Below are 26,330 nucleotides of genomic sequence, written 5' to 3' on the forward strand. Positions count from 1 at the left end.
CCGGTGAGTCTCATACGTGGTCGTCTGCTCGTGTTCTCCGCGATCGCCATGTCGGCGCTCGTGCTGAGGCTGGCGGTCACCTCGTTCACCCCTCTTGCAGCGCAGATTCGCGACGATATCGGATTCTCGCCGACCGTCGTCGGAGTCTTCGGCATGGTGCCGACCGCCATGTTCGCTCTGTTCGGTATCGCCACGCCGTATCTGGCCCGCTGGTGGGGCCTCGAGCGAACGGCGCTGATCGCCATGCTGATGGCCGGCACCGGAATGCTGTTGCGCGCAATGGTCGACGACGTCTGGTCGTTGCTTGCACTGTCCGCCCTTGCCCTCGGCGGCATGGGTATCGGCAACGTCGTGGTGCCTCCCTTGGTCAAGCGCTACTTCTCGGATCGCCTCGCCCTGATGAGTTCGGTGTACATCGTCGGGGTGCAGATCGGCACCATCGCACCTGCCTTCGTTGCGGTGCCCCTCGCGGAAGCTGCCGGGTGGCGGGTGTCGATCGCAGTGTGGGCCGCATTCGGGTTCGCAGCGGCCCTGCCGTGGATCGCCGTACGCCTGCGTGCACGGCGGGCAGAGGTTCGCGGCACGGCAACCGAGCACCACACCGATCACCCGGATCAGGTCCGGGGCCAGGCCTGGCGATCACCGGTGGCCTGGGGTATGGCCGCGATGTTCGGCATGACGTCGTGCATCACCTACTCGATGTTCACGTGGATCCCCGACATTCTCACGAGTGCCGGAGCAAGCGAATCCTTCGGCGGCGCCATGGTCGGGGTGTTCTCGTTCATGGGCCTGGTGGCCGCCCTCGGTGCTCCTTCGCTGTGCGCGCGTATGACCAACCCGTTTCCCGTGGTGCTCGCCTGCGCCGCCTGCTATCTGATCGGATTCGCCGGACTTCTTCTCGCACCGATGAGCGCACCGATCCTGTGGATCGTGATCGTGGGCCTCGGTCCGAGCACCTTCCCGATGTCGCTCACCCTCATCAACCTCCGGACGCGGACTCACATGGGGTCGGCGTCGCTCTCGGGGTTCACCCAGGGACTGGGTTACGCGGTGGCGTGCGTGGGTCCGCTGCTGTTCGGTGTGTTCCACGATGTGACCGGCGAATGGGGGGCGTCCTTCGGACTCCTGACCGTTGCGGTGGTGATCGTGGTCATAGGTGGAGCGCAGGCATGCAAGCCCCGAATGATGGAGGACAGCTGGATCGCTGCAGGTAGAAACCACTGATCGTCGCAATTTCTCGAATCTCACGCCCGCGGGCTCACCACGGTGAGGATCAATTGACTTTGCGGTCATCGGCCGCAGCACTCACGCAACACCCGTTTTCTACCTTTGGGTCTCCACACGACGAGGAGGCCCGGGGTGAAGAGCTACACCGAACGCCGTCACTACATAGAACACTGGGATGCCGAGGACGTAGAGGCCTGGGAAGCAGGCGGCAAGGACGTCGCGAAGCGAAACCTGATCTGGTCCGTGATCGCCGAGCACGTCGGGTTCTCGGTGTGGTCCATCTGGTCGGTGATGGTGCTGTTCATGCCGAGCGACATCTACGGCATCGACGCAGCCGGGAAATTCTTCCTGGTCGCTGTTCCCACCCTGGTGGGTTCGATCCTGCGTATTCCGTACACCGTCGCCACTGCGCGGTTCGGTGGACGAAACTGGACGGTCTTCAGCGCTCTCGTGCTGTTCGTCCCGACGCTCGGCGTCCTGTACCTGATGACGAATCCGGGTGCGTCCTACACCACTTTCATGCTGGTGGCCGCACTCGCCGGTGTGGGCGGCGGCAATTTCGCGTCGTCGATGACCAACATCAACGCGTTCTACCCGCAGCGCCTCAAGGGATGGGCGCTCGGCCTGAACGCGGGCGGCGGAAACATCGGCGTTCCGACCATCCAGCTGATCGGATTGTTCGTCATCGCGACGATCGGCAACCAGGCGCCGTGGATCGTGTGCGCCGTGTACCTCGTCTTCGTCGCCGCGGCGGCCGTGGGCGCTGCCCTGTTCATGGACAACCTGGGTAACCAGAAGTCGGATCTGCGGTCCATGGCCACAGCGCTGAAGTTCTCCCGGTCGTGGGTGATCAGCTTTCTCTACGTGGGCACGTTCGGCTCGTTCATCGGGTTCAGCTTCGCCTTCGGGCAAATCTTGCAGATCAATTACCTGGCCGGTGGCGCCACACCGGCCGAGGCTGCCCTGAGCGCAGCCCAGATCGCCTTCATCGGGCCACTGCTCGGTTCGATCGCCCGCCCACTCGGCGGCAAGCTCGCGGACCGCATCGGCGGTGGAAAGATCACGGTCTACACCTTCGCCGCGATGGCCGTCGCGGCAGGCGTACTGGTGGTCGCCGGGACTGTCGACGACGCGAGCGAAGGTGCCGCGACAGGTGCCGTGATGGCGACATTCGTCCTCGGATTCATCGCGCTGTTCCTGCTGTCAGGGCTCGGGAACGGCTCGGTCTACAAGATGATTCCCGCGATATTCGAAGCCAAGGCTCAGGGCCTCGTCGGCCTGGACCGCGCAGACAAGGCCGCCTGGTCGCGGAGCATGTCCGGTGCCCTGATCGGATTCGCGGGCGCGGTCGGCGGACTCGGCGGTGTCGGCATCAATCTGGTACTCCGCGCGTCGTACAACAGCCCTGCGAAGTCGGCGACCATGGCGTTCTGGGTTTTCCTCACCTTCTACCTCGTCTGCATCGCCGTCACCTGGTTCGTCTTCCTGCGCAGGCCGTCCCCACACGAGTCACCCGCCCGCGACGACGAGAAAACCCTGTCGGCCGTCGTCTGACGCGAACACGATCACGGCAATACGAGTAGTAGGAGCCCATCATGAGCCACAAGTCAGCAGTCGTCGTCGGCCACGGAATGGTCGGACACCGGTTCGTCGAGGCCTTGCGTGCACGCGACGAGCTCAACGAATGGTCGATCACCGTTCTGTGTGAGGAGCCGTTGCCCGCGTACGACCGGGTCGGACTTTCGTCCTACGTGGGCTCGTGGGACCACAAGGAACTCGCCCTCGCCGGCAACGACTACGCCGGCGACGACCTGGTCGACCTGCGGATCGGCTCGAAGGCAGTGTCGATCGATCGCGAGTCGCGTGAGGTCACCACTTCTTCCGGAGCCGCCGTGTCCTACGATGCGCTGGTCATGGCGACGGGCTCCTACCCGTTCGTGCCACCGGTTCCCGGTCACGAACGCCCCGAGTGCTACGTCTACCGCACGCTCGACGACCTCGACGGGATCAGGGCGACCGCTGAGGCCGCAGGACCGGGCTCTGTCGGTGTTGTCATCGGTGGTGGTCTGCTCGGCCTGGAAGCAGCGAACGCACTGCGCCTGCTCGGCATGACTCCGCATGTGGTGGAGTACAACTCACGGCTGATGCCCGCCCAGGTGGACGAGGGTGGTGGCGCTGTGCTCGAACGCCTGGTCGCCGACCTCGGCCTGACCGTGCACACCGGCGTCGGCACTCGATCGATCGAAGCCTCCGACAACGGTGTCCGCGTGCAACTTTCGGACGACTCTGCCATCGACGCCTCGTTGGTGGTGTTCTCCGCAGGCATCCGCCCGCGCGATCAGCTCGCCCGCGACACCGGACTCGACGTCGGTGAACGTGGCGGTATTCTGACCGACCGGGGCTGCCGCACGTCGGATGAGAACGTGTACGCGGTCGGCGAATGTGCGGCCGTCGAGGGCAAGTGCTACGGCCTGGTCGCGCCCGGCTACACCACCGCCGAGATCGTGGCAGACCGCCTACTCGGTGGCGAGGCAGAGTTCCCCGGGGCCGACATGTCCACCAAGCTCAAGCTCATGGGCGTCGACGTCGCCAGTTTCGGTGACGCGATGGCGACGTCGCCCGGGGCGTTGGAAGTCGTACTCAACGACGCGTCGAAGGGCACCTACGCCAAGCTCGTCGTCTCCGACGATGCGAAGACTCTTCTCGGCGGCATCCTGGTCGGCGACGCCTCCGCCTACGCGACGCTGCGTCCACTCGTCGGCAGCGAGCTTCCCGGCGACCCTGCCGCGCTGATCTCGCCGGTGGGCGAGAAGCCCGGCGCCGGAGCTCTTCCCGACGATGCCGAGGTGTGTTCCTGCAACGGCGTCACCAAGGGCACGATCTGCGGTGCGATCGCCGACGGTGCCTGCGATCTCGCCGCGATCAAGGGGTGCACCAACGCCGGAACCACGTGTGGTGGCTGTCTGCCGACCGTGAAGCAGTTGTTGGCTTCGTCGGGTGTCGTCATGTCGAAGGCCCTGTGCGAGCACTTCGAGCAGTCGCGTGCCGAATTGTTCCAGATCGTGCAGGCCACGAACACCCGCACCTTCTCGGCCCTGATCGCCAAGTACGGCAAGGGATCCGGCTGCGACATCTGCAAGCCGACGGTCGCGTCGATCCTGGCGTCCACGGACTCCGACCACATCCTGCACCGTCAGCAGGCGTCTTTGCAGGACACCAACGACCACTTCCTGGCGAACATTCAGAAGAACGGCACCTATTCGGTCGTCCCACGGATGCCGGGCGGTGAGTGCACGCCGGAACAGCTGATCGTCATCGGTGAGGTCGCCCGCGACTTCGGGCTCTACACGAAGGTGACGGGTGGCCAGCGCATCGACCTCTTCGGTGCTCGCGTGGAACAGCTTCCGGCGATCTGGAAGCGACTCGTGAACGCCGGCATGGAATCGGGGCAGGCGTACGGAAAGTCGTTGCGCACCGTGAAGAGCTGCGTCGGCTCCACGTGGTGCCGGTACGGGGTCCAGGACTCGGTCGGCATGGCCGTGAACCTCGAGAACCGTTATCGCGGGCTGCGGTCGCCGCACAAGATCAAGTTCGGTGTCTCGGGCTGTGCCCGCGAATGTGCCGAAGCCCGCGGCAAGGACGTCGGCGTCATTGCCACGGAGAACGGCTGGAACCTCTACGTGGGTGGCAACGGCGGGCAGTCACCGAAGCACGCCCAGTTGCTCGCAGGGGGCCTCGACGACGAGACCCTGGTTCGGTACATCGACCGGTACCTCATGTTCTACGTGCGCACCGCGGACCGTCTGCAGCGGACAGCGCCCTGGATGGAATCTCTGGACGGCGGGCTCGACCATCTGAAAGCCGTCGTCTGCGAGGACAGCCTCGGGATCGGTTCCGAGCTCGAAGAGGACATGGCCAAGCACGTCGCCGGATACCGCGACGAATGGGCCGGCGTTCTCGAGGACCCGGAGAAGCTCTCGCGATTCGTCTCCTTCGTCAACGCGCCCGACCAGGAAGACCCCACGGTGTCCTTCGACGACTCCGGCGCCAGGAAGGTGCCCGTACTCATGGGAATGCCGAAATTCGCAGGTTCTACATCGGAGTAATGGCGGCTTAACACCGGAGAAACACCCGAGCCGTAGACAGGAATGGACCGCATGAGCGGTGCTGAGGAGGAAATCATGACCGTGACCCACGTCGGCCGCGCAAGCGTGCAATCCGGGCGTCTCGAATGGACGTCGGCCTGCCCGCTCAGTCATCTGATTCCAGGCCGAGGCGTCGCAGTGTTGCTGCGGGGCGGGGAGCAGGTTGCGCTGTTTCGCCTCGAGGAGGGAACGCTGCGCGCAGTCGGAAACATCGACCCCTTCGGCCGCGCCGCCGTGATGTCGCGCGGCCTGGTGGGGGACCGCGGTGGCGAACCCATAGTGGTGTCACCGCTGCTCAAGCAGGTTTTCTCGCTGGTCGACGGCCGCTGCCTGGACGACGAGGACATGCGGTTGCCCGTCTACGACGTCCGAGTGTGGGCAGGCGTCGTCCAGGTCCACAGCTCGGTCCCGTTGCAGGACCAGCCGGGGCGTGCGGTTTCGTGAACGATGCGACACCACTGTGTGGGTTCACGGTGGGTATCACGGCGTCGCGCCGGGCCGAGGAATTCGGAACCCTGCTGACGCGGCGCGGAGCCACCGTCGTATATGCCCCGTCGATCCGGATCGTTCCGCTGGCCGACGACCTCGAGCTCGAGCGGGTCACCCGCGAGATCATCGGGAATCCGCCGTCGATCGTGGTGGCGACGACCGGTATCGGATTCCGCGGGTGGATGGAAGCCGCCGAGGGGTGGGGGCTGGCCGAGTCGTTGACCGATTCCTTCGCTCACGTGGATCTCCTTGCACGTGGGCCGAAGGCGAAGGGTGCGATTCGGGCGGCGGGTCTGCGTGAAACGTGGTCGCCGGAATCCGAATCTTCTGCCGAAGTCCTGGACCACCTCCTGGAAGCGGGGGTCGAAGGGAAGCGAATCGCCGTGCAGCTTCACGGGGCCATCACCGAGTGGGAGCCGATTCCCGACTTCTGTGAGGTTCTGCGCTGTGCGGGTGCCGAGGTCATCGCAGTGCCGGTCTACCGGTGGACACCACCGGAAGAACCGGGCCAGCTGGACCGGATGATCGAGATGGTGACGCTGGGTGGCCTGGACGCGATCAGCTTCACCAGCGCTCCCGCCGTCGCCTCGATGTTGGGTCGGGCGAAGGAAATCGGACTGCTCGAGCCCATGCTGCATGCTCTGCGCGGCCGCGTCGCCGCGGTGTGCGTCGGTCCGGTCACCGCAGCGCCGCTGCACCAACTCGGTGTACCAACTTCCGAGCCGAGCCGTGCACGCCTCGGTGCGCTGGCACGGCACATTGTTGACGAGCTACCCAGGCGGGCCAACAGAATTCAGGCCTCCGGTCACGAACTGAGTATCAGAGGATGCTGCGTCGTGGTCGACGGAGAAGTCCGCCAGTTGCCGCCCGCTGCAATGGCCCTGATTCGCGCGCTGGGCGCACGCCCCGGCCGGGTGGTGTCGCGAGACGAACTGCTCGGCGTCCTGCCTGGTGGCGGCGGCGACACCCACGCCGTCGAGACGGCAGTCGCCCGGCTCCGTGCATCGCTAGGTGCACCGAAAGCTGTTCAGACAGTGGTGAAGAGGGGATACCGGTTGGCCCTCGATCCCGTCGAATGCGGAGAGGAACGACTATGAGCGATCCGAGAATGGTGCTGGTGGCACACGGAACACGCAACCCGCGAGGGGTGGAGATGATCGCCTCGCTCGCCGACGCGGTCTCCGAGCGGGTGGGACGAACTCGTGTCGCATTCGTCGACGTCCTGGGGCCCGCTCCGGCGGAAGTGTTGCGGGAGTTGGATGGACCGGCGGTCGTGGTACCGGCGTTCCTTGCCTCCGGCTACCACGTGCACACCGACGTTCCCCGTGAGGTCGCGGCGAGCGAACACCCCGAAGTGGTGGTGACCAGGGCTCTCGGACCCGATCCGGTTCTGACGCAGGTATTGATTCGCAGGCTCGTGGAAGCCGGCTGGTGCCCCGGTGATTCTGTGGTGCTGGCTGCAGCAGGCTCGTCCGATCCCCGCGCACTTCGTGATGTCCGCGTTGCCGCCGCGATGCTGTCCGAAGCTGTGGGCGCCCGGGTGGAGATCGGTTACGTGGCAACAGGTCAGCCGCGTGTTCCAGACGTGGTGGCTCGGGTCCGTCGCGGCGGCGCCGAGAAGGTGTTCGTCGCGTCGTACCTACTGGCACGCGGCCTGTTTCACGACCGTTTGAGTGAAGCTGGAGCGGACGGCGTGGCTCAGCCCCTCGGCGTGGATCCGGACGTGGTGGGTTTGCTCGAAGACCGGTTCGTGGCCGCTGCCGATTCGCTGCTCGCCACCGCTCCCTACCGCTCAGCGCGGTAACGGGATCAGCTCTACCGGCCCGGTGTGATCCGGGTGCACGATCGCCAGGGCGTCACGCCCGACGAGTCCGGCGAGATGGGCCGTACGAACCGACTGCTCGACCTTCCAGCGTCCGTCGGGTAGTTGGATGGCCGGCAGTACGCGCGTGACGGTCGTGGCAATGTCACGAAGGTCGGCCACCGTGCCCTTTCGCGGCGTGGGTGGCTCCGAGTTCCGAAGTGCGGCGGCGATAGTGGGCAACATCGTCGCCAGTGTCGCCACCGCTGCGTACGGGTTCCCTGGAAGTCCGAGGACAACCCGCCCGTCGGGGAGTGTGGCGACGATCTGGGAACCACCTGGCCGGATCGCCACGCGCCCCACGATCACGTGCGCACCCACCTCGTCCAGCGACCGACGCAGTTGATCGGCAGCACCACCACCGGTGGCACCGACGATGACGAGGACGTCGGTGTCGGTGATCTCGCGGAGTACCTGTTCGAAGCCTTCCGGCGTGTCCCGCAGGTGTGCGTGTGTCGAATCGTGAACTCCGCAGTGTGCCAGCAGCATCGGCAGGATCGGGCCGAGGGTGTCGCGAATCTGACCGGTGTGCAGGGGGCCGCTGCGGCGGATCTCGTCGCCTGTCACCACGACGTGGGCACGAACCGGACCGCGAACCGGCGCAACTGTGATCTCGGCGGTCGCGGCTGCCGAGATCAGGGCAGGGTCGACGGGTGTTCCGGCTTCTGCGATGACCTCGCCGGCGTGCCAGTCCTCTCCTCGGCGTCGGGTGTCGTCGCGAACGGGGGTGTCGACGCGGCGGCTCACCACCGAACCGGCAACGGTGACGTGCTCGTCGCGCAGTACGGCGGCCGAGCCGGCCGGAACGTGGGCGCCGGTCGCGATTCTGACGGCTTCACCGTCCTCGATTTCGACAGTGTCGGGGCTGCCGGCGAATCGGGTCTCGTTGCGGAGGTGCCACGGTCCTCCGCCCGCCGTGACGGCGTACCCGTCCATGGCCGACACGTCCATGCGCGGGCAGGCCTCCGCTGCGACCAACGGAGCCGACAATGCAGCGCCTCGGGCTGTTTCGAGGTGCCGTGCCTCCGGTGTCAGGGGTCTCACCGCGCGAAGAACGGCTCGTCGTGCCTCGTCGATCCCCAGAGCTTCGTGCCGAGGATGGGCACGCGCGCGGTCGATGTCGGACATCGTGTCGCAGTCGAGGGCGCCGGCGGTCGAGATCCGAGAGTAGTGCTCGGGGACAAGAACTTTCATGGGTTGATTCACAAAGGTGTTCAACGACTTCAGACGTTCGTCGAGCACTCCTGCGACCCAGGCCGCGCACAGAAACTGCACTCGATCCGTCTCGTCCACTGCGAACGAGGCGCCCGCATCCCGGGTGGCGTCGCCCAGGGCGTCGATCAGACCCGTTTCGAGGAAGGGAAGGTCGGCGGCGAGCACCACGATCGTGTCGTTCGTGCCGGGGCGAATCGCTTCGAAACCGGCTGCGACAGCGGCCACCGGACCTGACCCGGGCGGTGATTCGCGTGTCTGCAGAACATCGGCCTCCAGGTCCGGGCGGTGTGGCCCGACGACCACGATGCGCTCGCACCCCGAGACGGCGGCGAGCGCCGTGTCGAGCATCCGACGCCCACCCACGACGAGTGCGGGCTTGTCCACCCCACCCATGCGGCTGGCTTTTCCTCCGGCCAGAACTATCGCGTGTGTGGACACCATGGAACCATGCTGCCGCACCGGTCAGCCGATTGCACGAACGTTCCGATCGATCTCTATTGCAGCAACCCGATGGCGAGGGTCATGCCCAGAAACAGTGTGAGTTGGTACGCACCGTTGATCGCGGTGAGTCGAGCGGGTTTCTGCTCGAAACCGTTGTGCTGCGCCAGCGTGGACATGGAGAGGCCGAGCCACGAAGTGCCGCCGACGACGAGGGCGAGCCAGACCGAATCGCTGTCGAAGTAGGCCGACGCGATGGAGCAGGCGGACGTGAGGGTCAGGGAGGTTACGAGGATCGACGCGACCAGGATCGCGAAGGGTCTCGTACCTCCCCGCGCCGAGTGCTCCTTGGTAACCCCGGTCAGCTCCCGCCAGGCGCCCCCGACGAGTCCCCAGTCGCTGTACCAGACCCACGCAATTGCCAGCCCGACCACGAACGCGATCGCCGCGGCCAGGAAGCTGATGCTCGGTTGCATGGAAGTCCCCCAAATCGACGTGTCCATTTCGGTTGATATAATCAACTGTGATGGAGAAAGTCAATCGTCAATCGAAGAGCCCCCGTACCTACGGACAGTTCTGCGCGCTGGCGCGTTCCCTGGACGTCGTGGGTGAGCGCTGGACGCTCCTTGTAGTGCGCGAACTCCTCCCCGGCCCAATGCGCTATACCGAGCTCAAGAACTCGCTCGAGGGCATCGCGACGAACCTCCTGGCCGAGCGACTGCGATCCATGGAAACGAACGGGATCGTCGAGCGACGGTTGGCGGAGTCCGGCGTGACCTACGCCCTCACGCCCTGGGGCATGGGATTACGGGAAGCCATGGAGGCTCTCGGTCGGTGGGGAGCACCCTTGCTCGAGACCGGCCGTGGCGACGACTCGTTTCAGCCGCGCTGGCTGACTCTTGCGCTACCCGCGCTCCTTCGCGGCGCGTCCGCTTCGCCTTCGGTGGAGCTCGGCATCGAGACGGATGGCTTCCTGATTGTCCTGAAAATCGACGGGGACGGACCCAGCGCGTTCGTCCGTCTGGAAGGCCGACCGGCGACGGTCCTCAGCGCTCCGCCCGACGTGGTCGTTGCCCTTGCCTCCGGGAGCATGGGAATCGAGCAGGCACTCTCGACGGGAGAGCTGGAAGGCGACGTGCACGTCCTCGAAAGGGTCTTCGCAGTGCTGCCGACGGGTAATGCCGATCGACGGGCCTGACTCACACGGCGAATCGATGGCGGGCCGAGGCGAGATCCACGCGCCCATCACGGATGCGGACGCCTTCGAGTTCGAGCGCTGCGATCTGTCTGTGAGCGAGGTGCGCCGCGGGCCGTCCGGACGCTCCGATTACTCTGTGCCACGGAAGATCTGCTGCGTCGGTGCGCATGATCCAACCGACCGTTCGCGGACTCGACAGGCAGGCCGCTTCCGCGATGTCGCCATAGGTCGACACCGACCCGGGCGGTATCGAGGCGACCAGTTCCCGAACCCGCTCGATCTGGTCGTCGGTGGTGGCGGACATCAGAGGTAATTGCGGAGGATGCCGGCCACGTCGTCTGGGCGGGCCTGCGGAACCATGTGGTCGCAGTCGAGTTCTGTGGTGGTCAGGTTCTCGCCCAGACGCTCGCGCAGGGCTGCCCGGAACTTCTCCGTCGTGTAAGGCGGCTGGACCTTCTTCGCAGGCACCAGGGCAGTGGGCACGTTGGGTGGCAACACGTACTCACGTGCCAGTTCGCCCCACACTGCGACGACGGCGGGCACGGACATCCGCCAGTTCACGCGCCCGTTGTCCAACTCGATCAGGTGCTCGTCGATCTCGGCGTCCAGGACGTGGGCGGGGACGTCCGCCCACGCTTCGCCTCGCTTCTCCGCGCGAGCTTCGGCGGCATCGGTGTAGTCGGGGGAGGAGATTGTCAGCTCGGCCACCTTGCTCATCAGGTCGCCGTCGAGTCCGATGGCCGGGTCGAGCAGGACGAGAGCGCGCACCCGTTCCGGAGCGACGTTCGCGAGATGCACCGCGAGGGCCCCGCCGAACGAGTGGCCGACCACGACCACGGGTCCCCGGGCGTGCGCTTTCAGAGTGTCGACGACGGCAGCGACATGTGCCTCGATGTTCCACGGTGCCGACCAGGTGGAACGGCCGTGACCGAGCAGATCAGGTGCGATCCACCTCGCCTCCGGAACGTGGTCGTGAGCGAGTGTCTCCCACCGTCGACCGTGTCCGGTGACCCCGTGGAGCGCGAGAATCTCGGGTCCGTCCTCGGGCCCGTACAGGTACGTATGCAATGCCGACACGAGAGTCCACTCTAGGTTGCGGTCCCGAGCCGAGGTCGTGTCGTACCGATCTGGTGAAATGCTCGTCATGACTCGAACAGCCGTGCACCACGGGAAGGCGCCCGACCGCGCCAGGCTCGTGGAGCGCAGGCCGCCGGGGCAGACGAAGCGTGATTGGGATCCGCGGACACGACGGCTGTTCACTGCCGCGTCCCCGCGGGGATGGCATCCGTGGCAGGTGCTCGGCGGGCCGGGCACGGGAAAGACGTCCCTTCTCGTCGACTGTGCGGTGGATCGTATCTCGTCGGGAGAGAACCCGGAGTCCGTTCTCGTGCTCACGCAATCACGTCGGGCCGCGACGCGGGTCCGTGAGGAGATCACGGCCGGCCTGGTCGATCACGAGGCCGAACACGGCGCGCGGGCTACCCGCGAGCCGCTCGTGCGGACCGTTCACTCCTATGCGTTCGCCGTCTTGCGTCTACAGGCGTCGGCTCACGGGAACCCTCCGCCGCGGCTCATCACCGGCGCGGAGCACGACGCCGTTCTGCGTGAGATGTTGCGAGGCGACATCGAGGACGGCGGGCTCATGTGGCCGGAACGATTGCGCCCCGCCCTCGGCATGAACGGTTTCGCGGCCGAGGTTCGTGACTTGATGATGCGTGCCAACGAGCGCGGGCTGGGCCCGGAGGATCTGATCAAGCTCGGCCGTGAACGCAATCGTCCCGAGTGGACCGCGGTGGGCCGGTTCGCGGCTCGCTACGAGTTCGGGATGTTGTTGCGGGGATCGGTCGGGGTGGAGGCGCCCGAGGCCACTGCACCGGCGCTCGACGCCGCCGAATTGATCAGCGCGGCGTTGATGGCCTTCGCCACCGACCCGGAACTTCTGCGTGGCGAACGTGCGCGGGTGCGGCACCTGTTGGTCGACGACGCTCAGCACCTCGACCCGCAGGCCGCCGAACTGGTGCAACTCGTCGGAACGGGCACGAGCAGCACCGTGATCGCCGGCGACCCCGATCAGGCTGTCTACGGATTCCGCGGAGCGGACTCGCGATTCCTGATTCGACTCGCAGAGAAGGGTTCCGACCGGCAGGTGATTCTGTCCACCAATTTCCGGAGTGCCGCGGAGGTCGCGGCAGTGTGCTCGAAGGTCGCGAGCCGGCTTCCCGGACACCACCCGCACCGGGGCTGGTTGCCACTCGAACACGGTGGACGCGCGCAGGTGCACGTCCTCTCGAGTCCGGCGAAGGAAGCCGCACTCATCGCGGACACATTGCGACGGGCACACCTGCTCGACGGCATCGCGTGGTCCGAGATGGCGGTGATCGTTCGCTCGGTGCCGCGCACATTGGCGCCGCTTCGTCGCGCGTTGCTCGCGTTCGGCGTGCCGGTCACCACCTCCGCCTCGGAACTGCCGTTGGCTCGGCAGCACGGTGTGAGCGGGCTGCTGCTCGCGCTGCGTGCACTATCCGGGGATGCCTTCACCGGCGAGGATGCGGTCGCGCTCCTGTCCTCGCCTGTCGGAGGTGTGGAACCCGTGGCATTGCGTCGCCTGCGCCGCGGCCTCCGACGCTCCGAGCTTGCCGGTGGCGGGGAGCGGGAGTCGTCGGAACTGCTGCGCCTCGTCCTGATCGGCGAGATCGGCCGGTCCGATCCTCTGCTCGAACGCCTCACCGACGTCGAAGCAGAGTCCTTGCGCCGAACGATGGCCGTATTGCGAAAAGCGGCGGTGCCTCTCGATCGGGGTCGCGGCCTCGAAGAGGTGCTGTGGGCGGCCTGGCAGGCGACCGGACTCGAGCGCGTGTGGGCTGCGGCGTCGGCCCGGGGCGGACCGGTCGGCTCTCAGGCGGACCGCGACCTCGACGCCGTGGTCGCACTCTTCGACGCCGCTGCCGGTTACGTCGACCGTCTACCGCGTGCTCGGATATCCGGATTCGTCGATTACCTGACGAGTCAGGAGATTCCGAGTACGTCGCGCAGCGTTGCGGCGGTACCCGTCGACGCCGTGACGATTCTCAGTGCGCATTCGGCGGCAGGGCGAGAGTGGGACGTCGTCGCTGTCGCGGGAGTACAGGAGGGTTTGTGGCCGAGTATGCGCGCCCGCGGTTCTCTGCTGGCGACCGATGCGCTCATCGATTTCGCGGACGGGGTATCGGACGGGAGTGACGCCGCAGGCGAACGTATGTCACGTACAGCTCCGTTGCTCGCCGAGGAGCGCCGTCTCTTTCTGGTTGCGTGTGGGCGGGCCCGCCGGGCCCTCCTGGTTACCGCGGTGGAGTCGGCCGGCGGTGACGAATTGGTGCCGTCACGGTTCGTCGACGAGCTGGCGGAGGTGCCGGGCGACGATGCAGCCGACCCCGATTCCCAACGGCCCGAACAACCGTCGAGCCGTGTTCTGGCACTACCTGCACTCGTGGCCGAACTTCGCAGCGTCGTGTGCGATCCGGATATCGGGGTGCGTGACCCCGAACGAAGGAATCGTGCTGCGGTGCAATTGGCGCGCCTGGCGGAAGCCGGTGTGCGCGGGGCCCATCCGGACCACTGGTACGGCACCTCGGACCCGAGTTCCACCGAGACACTGTGGGAGGTGTCGGATGGTCCTGTGTCATTGTCACCGTCGAGCATCGAGCTACTCGAAACCTGCGCTTTGCGTTGGCTTCTCGAACGACACGGCGGAACCGACGGCGACAACACACACGCCATCTCCGGCACGTTGGTGCATACGCTGGTGCAGGCTCTCGCCGGCCGAATCCCGGCCGACCAGGTCGATGCCGCACTCGAGAACGCCTGGAGTGCGATCGATCTCGGATCGCAGTGGTACTCGCGCAGCGAGCTCGACCGAACCCGCGAGATGTTGGCCACGTTCTCCAACTGGCTCGCGGGCACGCGCGGCGAACTCACCGAGATCGGTGTCGAGGTGGGCGTCGACGGTGTACTCGAGCCGCGCGAGGAGGGCGGGCCTTCCGTCCACCTACGCGGCCGCATCGACCGGTTGGAGCGAGGCACCGACGGGCGTCCCGTCGTCGTCGACGTGAAGACGGCACGCAATCCGGTCACGAAAGACGCTGCCCAGCAACACGCACAGTTGGCGGCGTACCAGGTTGCGGCAGCGGTCGGCGCCATCGACGGTGAGCCGCCCACACAGCCAGGGGGAGCGCGGCTGGTCTTCGTGGCGAAGTCTCACAACAAGGACGGGGCCGCCCAACGTACCCAGGCCCCGCTGACGGACGAGAGCCTGGAGACCTGGACCGATGTCATCCATGCCGCGGCCGCTGCCACCAAGGGGCCGCAGTTTCTCGCCCGAATCAACGACGGCTGCCGACACTGTCCGGTGCGATCGAGCTGCCCGGCCCACGACGAGGGCAGGCAGGTGACGGGGGAGTGAGCCGGGTGAGCCCGGAGGATCTCGCCCGTGGACTCGGCCAGTTCCCACCCACACCGGAGCAGGCCGCGGTCATAGCGGCCCCGATGGGTCCGACGCTGGTTGTCGCGGGGGCAGGCGCAGGCAAGACCGAAACCATGGCGGCTCGCGTGGTGTGGATGGTGGCCAACGGGTTGGTCGAACCCGAAGCGGTTCTCGGACTGACCTTTACACGGAAGGCGGCGCAACAGCTCACCGCGCGTATTCGCAAGCGGCTGTCTCGCCTGGCGGGATCGGAATTGCTGCGGTCGATCGACCCCTCGGGAGAACTGCGATCGAAGATCGTCTCGGGTGAACCCGAGATCAGCACCTACCACGCGTACGCGGGGCGGTTGTTGAGCGAACACGGGTTGCTGTTGCCGATCGAGCCGTCGTCCATCCTGCTGTCCGAAACCGAACTGTGGCAGTTGGCACACAGGGTCGTAAGCTCCTGGGACGGGGACCTCGACACCGACAGAAGCCCCGCATCGCTCACCGAGGCAGTTCTTGCTCTGTCCGGGCAACTCGCCGAGCACTTGGTGCGGCCGGACCAGCTTCGTGAGGCGCACGTCGAACTCGACCGGTTGGTGCACACACTGCCGGCGGGGCCGGGTCAGCGCGGCGCCCCGGCGAAGGTGCTGATCGACATTCTCGAAACACAGCACGCCCGAACAGCGTTGCTGCCACTCGTCGAACGACTGGGTGACACCCTCCGAAGAGAAGGCGCACTCGACTTCGGCAGCCAGATGTCACTCGCTGCGCGACTGGCCGCCGAGCACGGCGAGGTCGGCGGGGCCGAACGTAGGCGATTCCGGGTCGTGTTGCTCGACGAGTATCAGGACACGGGACACGCACAGCGAGTGTTGTTGTCGTCCCTGTTCGGTGGCGGGCGGGACGGTTCGCTCGCGCTCACCGCTGTCGGCGATCCGATGCAGTCGATCTATGGATGGCGTGGTGCGTCTGCGGCCAACCTCCCGCGGTTCGCCACCGACTTTCCGTTGCCGAACGGATCACCCGCGCCGATTCTCGAATTGCTCACGAGCTGGCGGAATCCACCCGAGGCTCTCGAACTGGCGAATGCGGCGTCCACCTCGCTCCGGGGAAGAGGCGTCCCGGTCAGTACCCTGCGTGCTCGTCCCGATCCGGTGCCGGGAGATGTGCGCATAGCGTTGACGACCGACGTCGTTGCGGAACGAGAATGGTTGGCGGACAAGATTGCCGAGCAGTTCGACGCCGCGCGAGCGGCGGGTGAACAGCCACCCACAGCGGCGGTGCTCATCCGCCGAAACGCGGACGCGGCACCGATCGCCGAGGTGCTGCGCCGCCGGGGGCTGCCAGTAGAGGTGGTGGGACTCGGCGGTCTGCTGCACACCCCCGAAGTCGCCGACGTGATCGCCATGCTGCGTGTGGTCGCGGACCCGATGGCCGGTAGCGCCGCAGTTCGTGTTCTCACCGGCGCACGGTGGCAGATCGGGGCGCGCGATCTCACGGCACTGTCGTCGAGGGCGGCCGAGCTCGCGATCCGGAAGGGTTACGGCACAACGGGTTCGGTGACCGATGCAGCAGCGTTGGAGGCCGCGGTGGGGGAATCCCTACCCGGTGAACTGGCGGAGCAGGCAGGGTTGGTGGACGCCCTTGCCGACCCTGGTCCTGCTGAACGCTACTCGGCAGACGGTTACGTCCGAATCACCGCCGTGGCACGCGAGCTCGCGTCCTTGCGGGAACGGATCGGCCAGCCGCTCACCGAACTGGTGGCCGACGTCGAACGGGTTCTCGGGATCGGGATCGAAGCGCAGGCCCGACTACGAGAAGGCGTGTCCGGGGAGGCCGGCCGCGAGCACCTGGATGCCTTCGCCGACGTGGTGGCCGGCTACGCCGGACGTACTTCCGCATCGGTGTCCGGATTGCTGTCGTTTCTCGCGGCCGCGGAGACCGTCGAGAAGGGGCTCGCGCCCGGCGAAGTCGACGTGGACCCCCATCGCGTGCAGGTCTTGACGGTGCACTCCGCCAAGGGGCTCGAGTGGGAAGTGGTCGCGGTACCGCACCTGACGGGAGGGGTGTTTCCGTCCAAGACGGCATCGAGCACATGGCTCGGGGCGTTGGGCGAGCTTCCACCGTCGTTGCGTGGCGACCGTGCGCTGCCGGGAGACGGCATGGACGGGGTTCCGGTGCTCGATCTCGAGAGCGTCTACAACCGGAAGGATCTCGAGAACGCCATCACCTCACACAAGGCGGCGTTGGCCGATCGGAAGCTCGACGAGGATCGTCGCTTGTTCTACGTGGCGCTCACCAGGACCGAGCGGGTCCTGTTCGTCTCCGGGCATCACTGGGCGGAGACGGGGAGTGAGCCGAAGGGGCCGTCGGAGTTTCTCACCGAGCTTCGTGACGAAGTCGTTCGAGACGAGAACGGTGCCGTCGCGGTGGTCGAGGAGTGGGCGAACAGACCCGAAGATGGTGAGAACCCTCTGACCGCGACTCCGAAGGAAGCGACCTGGCCGCGTGATCCGTTGGGACACAGGCGAGCGTGGGTGGAGGAGGGAGCGTCGCTGGTTCGGGAGGCGATCGCGAACTCCGCTGCGCAGAATTCGGCCCACCTCGAAGACGATCCGGAAAACTGGGCCGCGGACGTCGACGCGCTATTGGCCGAACGTGAGGCGAGGGCACACGCCCGAGCCGAAGTCGTATTGCCTGCGCAATTGTCGGTCAGTCAGCTCGTCGAGTTGAAGGCGAACCCGAGCGAACTTGCCGCACGGCTGCGCCGGCCGTTGCCGTATCCCCCGAACCCACTCGCACGCAGGGGTACCGCATTTCACGCCTGGGTCGAACGCCGCTTCGGGGCAACCAGACTGCTCGATCTCGACGAACTACCCGGTGCGGCCGACACCGTCGACGGACCGGAGTCCGAACTCGAAAAATTGCAGGCCGCCTTCCTGCGGTCGGAGTGGGCGAACCGGAGTCCGGTAGAGGTCGAAATTCCCTTCGAGACTTCCGTCGCCGGCACAGTGCTACGCGGGCGAATCGATGCGGTGTTCGGTGACGCCGACGGTGGGTGGACTGTCGTGGACTGGAAGACCGGAGCGGAACCCGCAGCGGAACGGGAGGGTTCGGTCGTGATGCAATTGGCCGCATACCGGCTGGCCTGGGCGGAACTCGTCGGCGTGCCGATCGACATGGTGCGGGCGGCCTTCCACTACGTGCGGTCCGGGCGCACAATCGCACCCGACGACCTGCCGGACGAACACGCGTTGGCTGAGCTGATCCGGACTGCAGGTCGGACACCGGCTCTGGGCGAACCTGCGACTTCTAGTGGCGAGGCGCTCGGCGACGAGCTGCCAGGGACTGGGTGACGAGCGGGATCTGCAAGGGGAGGCGGGCGAGTGCGCCGATCTTCTGTGCCCGCGTGGTCTTGCTGCTCCGCAACCAATCGACGGCCATCTGGATGTTCGCGGGCAACACTGCCACGAACAGGACTGCGGCCAGGCCGGCGCCGAGTCGACGCGTCCTAGGGACTGCAAGGGCGGTGCCGATTGCTGCCTCCGCGACACCGGATGCGTACGTGTACGTGCGTGCCTCGCCCGGGAGTTGGCGGGGAACCGTGCTGTCGAAGAACTTCGGCGACGCGAAGTGCAGTACCGCCGCACCGAGAAGGAGCGCCGACAACCGGTAGGCGGCAGCTTGGCTGGGTGGAGTTGGGTCTTCGCTCGGCATTCGTCCAGTGTGGCACGAGCCGGCGAGACGACCCGCCGTGCGGGTGAGGGGCGTGCGGGTGAGGGGAATGTCATCGCAGCGCGACGATCGGGGTTAGGCTTGCCAGCCGATGTGAAGTCTGTGGTGAAGAACCTGTTATCGACGTGGAGACGATTGTATGGCCGGCAGGCTACGTGCGAGATTGAACAGGTCGGAAGCGCTCACCGACCAGCCGGATTTCGCGTTGGTGGGTGTTCTCAAGATCCCGGAACTGCAGAAGAGTCCGGCACGAGCCATCTACCGGCGGGTGGGGATCGCCCTCGGTGCGCTCATGCTGGCCGTTCTGATCGTGTACTTCGACCGTGACGGGTATCGCGACGTCCAGGACAACGAGCTGTCGTTCCTCGACTGCGTCTATTACGCCACGGTGTCCCTGTCTACCACCGGATACGGCGACATCACCCCGGTCGAGCCTTCCGCGCGACTGATCAACGTCCTGTTGATCACTCCGCTGCGGATCTTCTTCCTGATCATCCTGGTCGGTACCACTCTCGCCGCGTTGACGGAAAGTTCACGTCAGGCATTCAAAATTCAGCGTTGGAGGCAGCAGGTGCGCAATCACACCGTCGTCGTCGGATACGGAACCAAGGGTCGAACCGCGATCGACGCGATGCTCGGTGACGACGTTCCCGCGTCGGAGATCGTGGTGGTGGACACGGACAGTGTGGCTCTCGATGCCGCCGCCGCCAAAGGTCTCGTGACCGTGCAGGGTTCGGCGACGAAGTCCGATGTTCTGCGGTTGGCGGGAGCTCAGAACGCAGAATCGATCATCGTTGCCGCAAACCGGGACGACACGGCTGTGCTCGTGACCCTCACAGCGCGTGAGATCGCCCCGAAAGCGAAGATCGCCGCCGCTATCCGCGAAGCCGACAATGCGCACCTGTTGCGCCAGTCCGGTGCGGATTCGGTCGTCGTCTCCTCGGAGACGGCAGGGCGTCTGCTCGGGATCGCCACCACCACTCCGACAGTCGTGGAGATGATCGAGGATCTGCTGACTCCGGAGGCCGGTTTCGCCATCGCCGAACGTGCGGTCGAACGTGACGAGGTGGGTGGCTCCCCGCGTCACCTCGCCGACATCGTCCTGGGTGTGGTTCGCGACGGCAGGCTCGTGCGGGTCGGTTCGCCCGAGGTCGACGCCGTCGAAGCCGAGGATCGGCTTCTCTACATTCGCCGGGTCACCGCCTGACACCCACACAGGTTCCGGTTGCAGATTCGGACGGCGCAGTAGGGTCGGGTCCGTGCCTGACTTCCAGTTGACCGAAATGCCTTTGTTGTCGCGATCTTCGGTGGGTCGTGCGGAGGAACTGCGTTCGGATGTCGATGCGCTCGTGTCAGGGTGGGGCGAGGCGCACGTGTTGGAGGTGGACCCGCGAGGTCGGGTCCGAGTGGACGGCACACGGCTACTGCTGCGCGACGCAACCGAATTCGGTCGGGAGCCCATCCGTGGAGCGGTGTTCCTCGGAATTCGGGAGGGCCGGCACGTCTGGGCCATGCGCGCCAGTGAACTCGTCGGTGAACTCGCGGATCTCAGATTGCTCGGCAGTGAGTTGGGTGACGAGGACGCTGGTCTCGTCACCGGGGCCGTCGCGATTCTGAACTGGCACGACTCGGCCCGTTTCAGCGCGTACGACGGCGCGCCGAGCGAGCCGTCGGTATCCGGTTGGTCCAGGATCTCCACATCCACCGGCCACGAGGAGTTTCCGCGTACGGATCCCGCAGTGATCTGCCTCGTGCACGACGGTGGCGATCGAGTTCTGCTCGCTCGGCAGCCGAGTTGGCCGCGGCGGCGGTTCTCGATTCTCGCCGGCTTCGTCGAGGCGGGGGAGAGTCTCGAGACCTGCGTGATGCGTGAGATCAAGGAAGAGGTCGGACTCGACGTCGAGGACGTGCGTTACCTCGGCAGTCAGCCGTGGCCGTTTCCTCGTTCCGTGATGATCGGGTATGCCGCGGTGGGCGATCCCGAGGCGCCACTGGTGTTCGCGGATGGCGAGATCGCCGAGGCGCACTGGTTCACGAGGGACGAGGTCCGGGCAGCTCTGGAAGCCGGCGACTGGACCTCGACCGCCGACGCCCGGCTGTTGCTGCCCGGCTCGATCTCGATTGCCCGCGGAATTCTCGAATCCTGGTCTGCTGCGGGCTAGAGACCCAGGGCCTTCTCGACCTGCGAGAGGCTGGGGTTGGTTGCGGTGCTGCCATCGGCGAACTTCACGGTCGGAACCACATGATTGCCGTTGTTGACGCTGCCTACGAACTCGGCCGACGCCGGGTCCTGCTCGATGTCGATCTCCGTGTAGCCGATGCCGGCCTCGTCGAGCTGAGTCTTCAGGCGTCGGCAGTATCCACACCACGTGGTGGAGTAGATGGTCATGGTCCCAGTATCCGAATTAGCAGTCACGGCGGGTACAACGCGCTGGGACGGCTTCGTGTTCCCGGTCGTCCGTGTGGGAGTTGTCGGGGCGTACTGCCATGATGGAGCCCATGTCAGGCCTCGACCCGGAACAGACTGCAGCCGTTCGCGCGCCGAGGGGACCGGTATGTGTGCTGGCAGGAGCCGGTACGGGCAAGACGAGAACCATCACGCGGCGCATCGCACACCTCGTCGAGACCGGTCACGTGGCGGCGGGGCAGGTGCTGGCGGTCACGTTCACCGCGCGTGCCGCAGGTGAGATGCGCGGGCGACTGCGCAGCCTCGGCATCGGCGACGCGGGGCCCCAGATTCAGGCGCGCACCTTCCACGCCGCCGCTCTCCGACAACTTCGGTACTTCTGGCCGCAGGTCGTGGGAGACACGCCTTGGCAATTGCTGGACCGCAAGTTCGCGGCCGTGAGTGCCGCTGCCGGGCGCGTCGGCCTCCCGACCGGGACCGACAGTGTCCGTGACCTGGCGAGTGAGATCGAGTGGTCCAAGGCTTCGCTGATCGCGCCCGAGGACTACCCGCAGGCCGTTTCCCGGCTACGGCGTGAAGCCCCCTTCGACGCGGAGAAGGTGGCCGCTGTGTATTCGGCCTACGAAGAGTTGAAGGTGCGCAGCGCGGACGGAATGCTTCTCGATTTCGACGACTTGCTACTGCACACGGCCGCGGCACTCGAAGAACACTCGGCGGTAGCCGAGGAGTTTCGTGACCGGTATCGATGCTTCGTCGTAGACGAGTACCAGGACGTCACCCCACTCCAGCAACGCGTCCTCGACGCCTGGCTGGGCGAGCGCGACGACCTGACCGTCGTGGGCGATGCGAATCAGACCATCTATTCCTTCACAGGCGCCACGCCCAGCTACCTGCTCGACTTCTCGAGAAGATTCCCCGATGCCACCGTGGTCAGACTCGAGCGTGACTATCGCTCGACTCCCGAAGTCGTGTCCCTGGCGAATCGGGTGATCGGTGCGGCGCGCGGTCGTATCGCGGGCACTCGACTCCAGTTGGTGGGTCAGCGCAAGCCCGGGCCGGAGCCGAGCTTCGCGGAGTTCGACGACGAAGCGATGGAAGCAGCGGCAGTGGCACGGGGAGTGCAGCGGCTCATCGCTGGGGGCACCCCGGCAGCCGAGATCGCCATCCTCTACCGCATCAATGCGCAGTCCGAGGCGCACGAACAGGCGCTGACTCGTCTCGACATTCCGTACCAGATCCGCGGTGGTGAGGGCTTCTTCACGCGTCCCGAGGTGCGACAGGCCGTCGCAGCTCTCCGGCAGACGGCCGGCCGAGACGATCTTCCTGCGGACGCGGATCTCCTCACGGTCGTCCGCGCGGTGCTGGTTCCCCTCGGCCTGACCGACATGGAGCCGGCGGGCGCTCAGGCGCGAGAGAGATGGTCCTCGCTCACCGCATTGGTCTCGCTCACCGAGGAGCAATTGGCGCACGATCCGGAGCTCACTCTCGACGGCCTGCTGCGCGAACTCGCCGCCCGGGCAGAAGCCCGCCACCCACCGGTCGTACAGGGTGTGACGCTCGCGTCGCTGCATGCCGCGAAAGGACTCGAGTGGGACGCCGTGTTCCTCGTCGGTCTGGTGGACGGCACGCTTCCGATCCAGCATGTGTTGGGGGACTCGAGTTCGGGGCCGGACGAGCGGGGTATCGAAGAGGAGCGCAGGCTCCTGTATGTGGGTGTCACCCGTGCACGGGAGCATCTCCAGCTGTCCTGGGCGCTCGCCCGGAACGAGGGGGGACGCAAGTCGCGGCGACGGTCGCGATTCCTGCACGGTCTGATTCCGGACGATTCACCGGCTTCGCGGATCGCTGCACCACCCTCCACGACCAAGAAGCGTCCGAGGTGCCGAGTGTGCGGCAAGCAGTTGATCGGCACCACGGCCACGATGCTCGCCCGGTGTGAAAGCTGTCCTTCGGATGTCGACGTCGAGATTCTGGAGGCACTGCGAACGTGGCGGCGCGATACTTCGCGTGCCATGAAAGTGCCTGCATTCGTCGTGTTCAGTGACAACACACTGACGGCAATCGCCGAACAGCGACCGCGCGACGATCGTGGTCTCGTGGCAATTCCGGGTATCGGCGCGAAGAAGCTCGAACAGTTCGGTGCGGACGTGCTGGCCGTCGTGCGCGGAGACACTCCGAACTGAATCGTAAAAGCCCAGGTCAAAAATGGGTTGTGCGGACCGTTCGCAATGCCTACTGTTGTATTCATCGCCGCGGGGAGACTCGTGTGCAGTCCATGTCGGAATCGATCGAAAGGAGGTAGTTCGAAATGACCAAGTTCATCGCGCAGACGATGTCGATCGCTGCTACCGACCTTTCGGCCCTCGCAGCTGCAGAGCGTGCAGCAGGGGTGTGGCTGGTCGCCCGCCGACGTCCCACTGCAGCAGACGAGTCCGTGGTCCGGAGATACCGAGGTTGCCCCCGGTAGAACTGTTCTCACCGTCACTTTGGCCACGGACACCGCAATTGCGGACCGTGGCCATTGTTGTTTCGAGCTCCTCGCTCGTCACTCCGGCTCTGGTTCGCCCATCGATCGAAACCAGACAGACGAACAGTCGAACGAAGCCGAGGAGGACGACGTGTCTACCGCGACATGCCGAGGGGACATCGAAAACGCAACCGCTACAAGCGGACTGGCGACGGTAGCCGTGGTTCGGGACGATCTCCCGTGCCGTGGAAACGATCCCGACCTGTGGTTCGCAGAGTCACCTGCGCAGTTGGAGCAAGCGAAGGCACTGTGTGCGGGTTGCCCGATCCGCACCCGATGTCTCGACGCAGCACTCGACAGGGCCGAACCCTGGGGAGTGTGGGGCGGCGAGATCCTGGATCAGGGAACCATCATCGCGCGTAAGCGACCGCGTGGCCGCCCACGTAAGACCGCAGCCCTGGCCTGCGCCTGACGGCGCAGCGCTCAGGGCGCGATCCGGTCGGGGTCGGGATCGGCGAAACCGGGCAGCCAACGGGTCAGGATGCCCATGTACGGCGCGTATGCGTCGAGTTGCGCGCAGATCCCGACAGATCCGAGTAGTACTCGGAAGATCATCAGATATTCGGCCGGCAGGTTCAGGGCCCTCGCGGTCCTGAACTGCTGGCTGTTCATGTCGGTGGCCACACCGGCCGCACGTTGCAGCCACGCACGTGTGAAGTGGAACGACTCCGTATGAATCGGGTCGGTGAACGGCCTCAGGTAGTCGGCGATCTCACTGTCCGTCACGGTCCGTCCCGGCAATACGAATCCATGATCGTGGAGAAGTTCGGTGAGTTCGTCGAAATCCTCACGAACCGCCAGGCGAACCATGGTTCCCAAGATGGCTGGCAGACCGTCCGGGAAGGGTGCGCAGGCACCGAAGTCGATGACACCGAGACGACCGTCGTCGAGCATCATGAAATTGCCCGGATGCGGATCGCAGTGCAGCAAGCCCACTCGTGCAGGCGAAACGAAGTGGAACTCGGCGAGCAGCGCGCCCGCCACGTTTCTCTGCTCGGGTGTCCCGGACGCGATGATCGACTTGAGTGGGGTCGCGGTCATCCACTCGCTGACGACGACCTTCGGTGCGCTGGCGACGATCTTGGGAATCGCGAACTGCGGGTCGGATTCGAAAACCTTCGCGAATCGGCGCTGATTGTTCGCTTCGATTCGGTAATCGAGTTCTTCCTCTGTGCGGGCGGTGAACTCGTCGATCACGGCCCGCACGTCGACCCCGGGCATCACGGACGTGAACAGCCCGGCGAAACGAGCCAGCGTCTTGAGGTCGGCGCGCAGGGCCTCGTCGGCGCCCGGGTACTGGACCTTCACCGCCACCGGGCGGCCGTCCGACCACACGGCACGGTGCACCTGGCCGATGCTCGCCGATGCCGCGGGCTCGTCTTCGAACGAACTGAACCGCTTCCGCCAGTTGGTTCCGAGTTGCTGATCGAGCATTCGGTGTACGGCCTTGGACGGCAGCGGTGGGGCTTCTGCCTGCAGCTTGTTGAGCGATTCGCGGTAGGGCTCGGCGAACTCCTCGGGGATCGCCGCTTCCATGACGCTGAGTGCCTGCCCGAGCTTCATCGCCCCGCCCTTGAGTTCACCGAGGACGGCGAACAGTTGTTCGGCGGCCTTGGCGTTCAGCTGGGCATCGATCTCGTCTTTGTCGCCGCCCGCGAGTCGTCGACCGAAACCGACGGCGGCCCGGCCTGCCATTCCCAAAGGAAGACTCGCGAGCTTCGCGGTGCGGGCAGAACTCCTGCGTGGGATGTCGGACACCCCACCATCATGAACGAACATCGTCGATCCCGCCCGTACCGGGGGCGAGATATCTGCAACTACACCGCGTTTGACGCGGCCATCGTCGGATCACCACGCGTGGAACGTCCAGATCGATCTCCAGGGTGGCGCCGAGACTGGCCGGGGGTTCGTCGGGATCAGCCGCCGCTATTGCATCGATCTGGGCCAGGGTGAGAGCCGCAGTGGCCAAGATCATGGCGGGGTTTGCATCGCCGACAGTGCCGACGAGCTGTGCGGCCAGGTGCGGCCAGTGTTCGTCCTGTTCGGAGCGGGACAAGTCGGCGCAGCGGAGGCAGCTGGTGGTACCGGGCAGCACCATCGGACCGACGACGCCTCGGCCGTCGCGAAGCCGAACATGCAGGTGCGGGATGCCCAAGCGAACCAGATCGCGGACGAGATGCGGTTCGATCGCCAGATCGTCCGCGAGTACGACGCATGTGTCGTTCCAGCGTCGTGCATCGGCGTCCGCGTTACCGTTCGCTGAACGGCTCACACGTACGCCGTGTCGCGGGAGTGCCTCGGACACCGCATCCGACAGCGGCCCCCGTCCGTGCACACGGACGGACAATCGGGGTCTTGCAGGCCTGGCGTCCAACAGGCCGGCGCACTCGAGTTCGGTCAGGAGAGCGGTCATGTCGTCGGGGCGGATTCCGCGTTCGCGAGCGGACCACATGATCGTGGGGCGGCTCGTTCGTCCGTCCATCAGACGCAACACACCGACAACCTCCTCGGCGAGGATTCCTTCGGGTGGAGCGAGCACGATCGCCCGGTCGGGGTCCCACCCCAGCTGAACCCTGCCGTCCGGGCGCTGGAGCAATTCGGTGAACCGCGCCAACTTGGGGCCGACCGGCGTGTGCGAACTCAT

Annotated in this window: 22 protein-coding genes; 14 read left to right on the forward strand and 8 right to left on the reverse strand. The window is 66.0% G+C overall.

Annotated features, from left to right (window positions below):
- Nucleotides 1-48 precede the first annotated feature (48 nt).
- From ACFWO3_RS02645 to ACFWO3_RS02670, 6 genes are all read left to right on the forward strand, one after another.
- Complete coding sequence (locus tag ACFWO3_RS02645; protein ID WP_378573998.1) at nucleotides 49-1,224, forward strand: CynX/NimT family MFS transporter; 1,176 nt, start codon at nucleotides 49-51, stop codon at nucleotides 1,222-1,224.
- A gap of 135 nt (nucleotides 1,225-1,359) precedes the next feature.
- Entirely contained in the window at nucleotides 1,360-2,781 is a 1,422-nt protein-coding gene (locus tag ACFWO3_RS02650) for an MFS transporter (RefSeq protein ID WP_378573386.1), read from the forward strand.
- A gap of 41 nt (nucleotides 2,782-2,822) precedes the next feature.
- Nucleotides 2,823-5,333 (forward strand): nitrite reductase large subunit NirB, encoded by a 2,511-nt coding sequence (gene nirB / locus ACFWO3_RS02655; protein ID WP_378573388.1) that lies wholly within the window; start codon nucleotides 2,823-2,825, stop codon nucleotides 5,331-5,333.
- 75 nt (nucleotides 5,334-5,408) lie between these two features.
- Complete coding sequence (gene nirD, locus ACFWO3_RS02660; RefSeq protein WP_378573390.1) at nucleotides 5,409-5,816, forward strand: nitrite reductase small subunit NirD; 408 nt, start codon at nucleotides 5,409-5,411, stop codon at nucleotides 5,814-5,816.
- Nucleotides 5,813-6,958 carry a uroporphyrinogen-III synthase gene (locus ACFWO3_RS02665; RefSeq protein ID WP_378573393.1) on the forward strand — a complete coding sequence of 382 codons (1,146 nt, stop codon included), beginning with the start codon at nucleotides 5,813-5,815 and terminating at the stop codon, nucleotides 6,956-6,958. Before nirD ends, ACFWO3_RS02665 begins: the two co-directional genes overlap by 4 nt.
- On the forward strand, nucleotides 6,955-7,665 hold the full coding sequence (locus ACFWO3_RS02670) for a sirohydrochlorin chelatase (protein ID WP_378573395.1): 711 nt from the start codon (nucleotides 6,955-6,957) through the stop codon (nucleotides 7,663-7,665). Before ACFWO3_RS02665 ends, ACFWO3_RS02670 begins: the two co-directional genes overlap by 4 nt.
- Here ACFWO3_RS02670 and ACFWO3_RS02675 read toward each other — a convergent pair.
- Together ACFWO3_RS02675 and ACFWO3_RS02680 are read right to left on the reverse strand one after the other, a co-directional pair.
- Nucleotides 7,654-9,378, reverse strand: coding sequence for an NTP transferase domain-containing protein (locus ACFWO3_RS02675; RefSeq protein WP_378573397.1), 1,725 nt, complete (start codon nucleotides 9,376-9,378; stop codon nucleotides 7,654-7,656). The two genes, ACFWO3_RS02670 and ACFWO3_RS02675, sit on opposite strands and share 12 nt — an antisense overlap.
- A 53-nt stretch (nucleotides 9,379-9,431) precedes the next feature.
- On the reverse strand, nucleotides 9,432-9,851 hold the full coding sequence (locus ACFWO3_RS02680) for a DUF1761 domain-containing protein (RefSeq protein WP_378573399.1): 420 nt from the start codon (nucleotides 9,849-9,851) through the stop codon (nucleotides 9,432-9,434).
- 50 nt (nucleotides 9,852-9,901) lie between these two features.
- On the opposite strand from ACFWO3_RS02680, the gene ACFWO3_RS02685 reads away from it, so the two are divergent.
- Nucleotides 9,902-10,573, forward strand: coding sequence for a winged helix-turn-helix transcriptional regulator (locus tag ACFWO3_RS02685; RefSeq protein WP_378573401.1), 672 nt, complete (start codon nucleotides 9,902-9,904; stop codon nucleotides 10,571-10,573).
- 1 nt (nucleotide 10,574) lies between these two features.
- Here ACFWO3_RS02685 and ACFWO3_RS02690 read toward each other — a convergent pair whose 3' ends face one another.
- Nucleotides 10,575-10,877 (reverse strand): MGMT family protein, encoded by a 303-nt coding sequence (locus tag ACFWO3_RS02690; protein ID WP_378573404.1) that lies wholly within the window; start codon nucleotides 10,875-10,877, stop codon nucleotides 10,575-10,577.
- The gene (locus ACFWO3_RS02695; RefSeq protein WP_378573406.1) at nucleotides 10,877-11,650 is read right to left on the reverse strand and encodes an alpha/beta fold hydrolase; all 774 of its coding nucleotides are present in this window, start codon (nucleotides 11,648-11,650) and stop codon (nucleotides 10,877-10,879) included. The genes ACFWO3_RS02690 and ACFWO3_RS02695 overlap by 1 nt, the downstream gene beginning before the upstream one ends.
- A 67-nt stretch (nucleotides 11,651-11,717) precedes the next feature.
- On the opposite strand from ACFWO3_RS02695, the gene ACFWO3_RS02700 reads away from it, so the two are divergent.
- A complete protein-coding gene (locus ACFWO3_RS02700) occupies nucleotides 11,718-15,011 on the forward strand; it encodes an ATP-dependent helicase (RefSeq protein ID WP_378573408.1) in 3,294 nt (1,097 codons plus the stop codon).
- Nucleotides 15,008-18,373, forward strand: coding sequence for an ATP-dependent helicase (locus ACFWO3_RS02705; protein ID WP_378573410.1), 3,366 nt, complete (start codon nucleotides 15,008-15,010; stop codon nucleotides 18,371-18,373). The genes ACFWO3_RS02700 and ACFWO3_RS02705 overlap by 4 nt, the downstream gene beginning before the upstream one ends.
- On the opposite strand, the gene ACFWO3_RS02710 is transcribed toward ACFWO3_RS02705, so the two are convergent.
- On the reverse strand, nucleotides 18,330-18,734 hold the full coding sequence (locus ACFWO3_RS02710; RefSeq protein WP_378573412.1) for a MauE/DoxX family redox-associated membrane protein: 405 nt from the start codon (nucleotides 18,732-18,734) through the stop codon (nucleotides 18,330-18,332). The genes ACFWO3_RS02705 and ACFWO3_RS02710 overlap by 44 nt on opposite strands.
- 157 nt (nucleotides 18,735-18,891) lie before the next feature.
- Between ACFWO3_RS02710 and ACFWO3_RS02715 the strand changes: the two genes are divergently transcribed.
- Nucleotides 18,892-19,959: a potassium channel family protein gene (locus ACFWO3_RS02715; RefSeq protein ID WP_378573414.1), complete on the forward strand. Its 1,068-nt coding sequence runs from the start codon at nucleotides 18,892-18,894 to the stop codon at nucleotides 19,957-19,959.
- A 76-nt stretch (nucleotides 19,960-20,035) separates the two neighbouring features.
- Complete coding sequence (gene nudC / locus ACFWO3_RS02720; protein ID WP_378574000.1) at nucleotides 20,036-20,914, forward strand: NAD(+) diphosphatase; 879 nt, start codon at nucleotides 20,036-20,038, stop codon at nucleotides 20,912-20,914.
- Here nudC and ACFWO3_RS02725 read toward each other — a convergent pair.
- Nucleotides 20,911-21,141, reverse strand: a complete 231-nt coding sequence (locus tag ACFWO3_RS02725) for a mycoredoxin (RefSeq protein ID WP_378573416.1) — start codon at nucleotides 21,139-21,141, stop codon at nucleotides 20,911-20,913. The genes nudC and ACFWO3_RS02725 overlap by 4 nt on opposite strands.
- 110 nt (nucleotides 21,142-21,251) lie before the next feature.
- On the opposite strand from ACFWO3_RS02725, the gene ACFWO3_RS02730 reads away from it, so the two are divergent.
- The 3 genes from ACFWO3_RS02730 to ACFWO3_RS02740 all read left to right on the forward strand — a co-directional run bounded on the left by ACFWO3_RS02730 (nucleotide 21,252) and on the right by ACFWO3_RS02740 (nucleotide 24,098).
- Nucleotides 21,252-23,342 (forward strand): ATP-dependent DNA helicase UvrD2, encoded by a 2,091-nt coding sequence (locus ACFWO3_RS02730; protein WP_378573418.1) that lies wholly within the window; start codon nucleotides 21,252-21,254, stop codon nucleotides 23,340-23,342.
- Between the two features lie 125 nt (nucleotides 23,343-23,467).
- Entirely contained in the window at nucleotides 23,468-23,626 is a 159-nt protein-coding gene (locus ACFWO3_RS02735; RefSeq protein ID WP_378573420.1) for a hypothetical protein, read from the forward strand.
- 178 nt (nucleotides 23,627-23,804) lie between these two features.
- Nucleotides 23,805-24,098, forward strand: coding sequence for a WhiB family transcriptional regulator (locus ACFWO3_RS02740; protein WP_378574003.1), 294 nt, complete (start codon nucleotides 23,805-23,807; stop codon nucleotides 24,096-24,098).
- Nucleotides 24,099-24,109: 11 nt separating this feature from the next.
- Here the strand turns inward: ACFWO3_RS02740 and ACFWO3_RS02745 are convergent, their stop codons facing one another.
- Together ACFWO3_RS02745 and ACFWO3_RS02750 are read right to left on the reverse strand one after the other, a co-directional pair.
- Nucleotides 24,110-25,465 (reverse strand): ABC1 kinase family protein, encoded by a 1,356-nt coding sequence (locus ACFWO3_RS02745; RefSeq protein ID WP_378573422.1) that lies wholly within the window; start codon nucleotides 25,463-25,465, stop codon nucleotides 24,110-24,112.
- Complete coding sequence (locus ACFWO3_RS02750; RefSeq protein ID WP_378573424.1) at nucleotides 25,452-26,330, reverse strand: hypothetical protein; 879 nt, start codon at nucleotides 26,328-26,330, stop codon at nucleotides 25,452-25,454. The genes ACFWO3_RS02745 and ACFWO3_RS02750 overlap by 14 nt, the downstream gene beginning before the upstream one ends.

Source organism: Rhodococcus sp. NPDC058521 (assembly GCF_042719695.1).
Taxonomy (GTDB): Bacteria; Actinomycetota; Actinomycetes; order Mycobacteriales; family Mycobacteriaceae; genus Rhodococcus_F.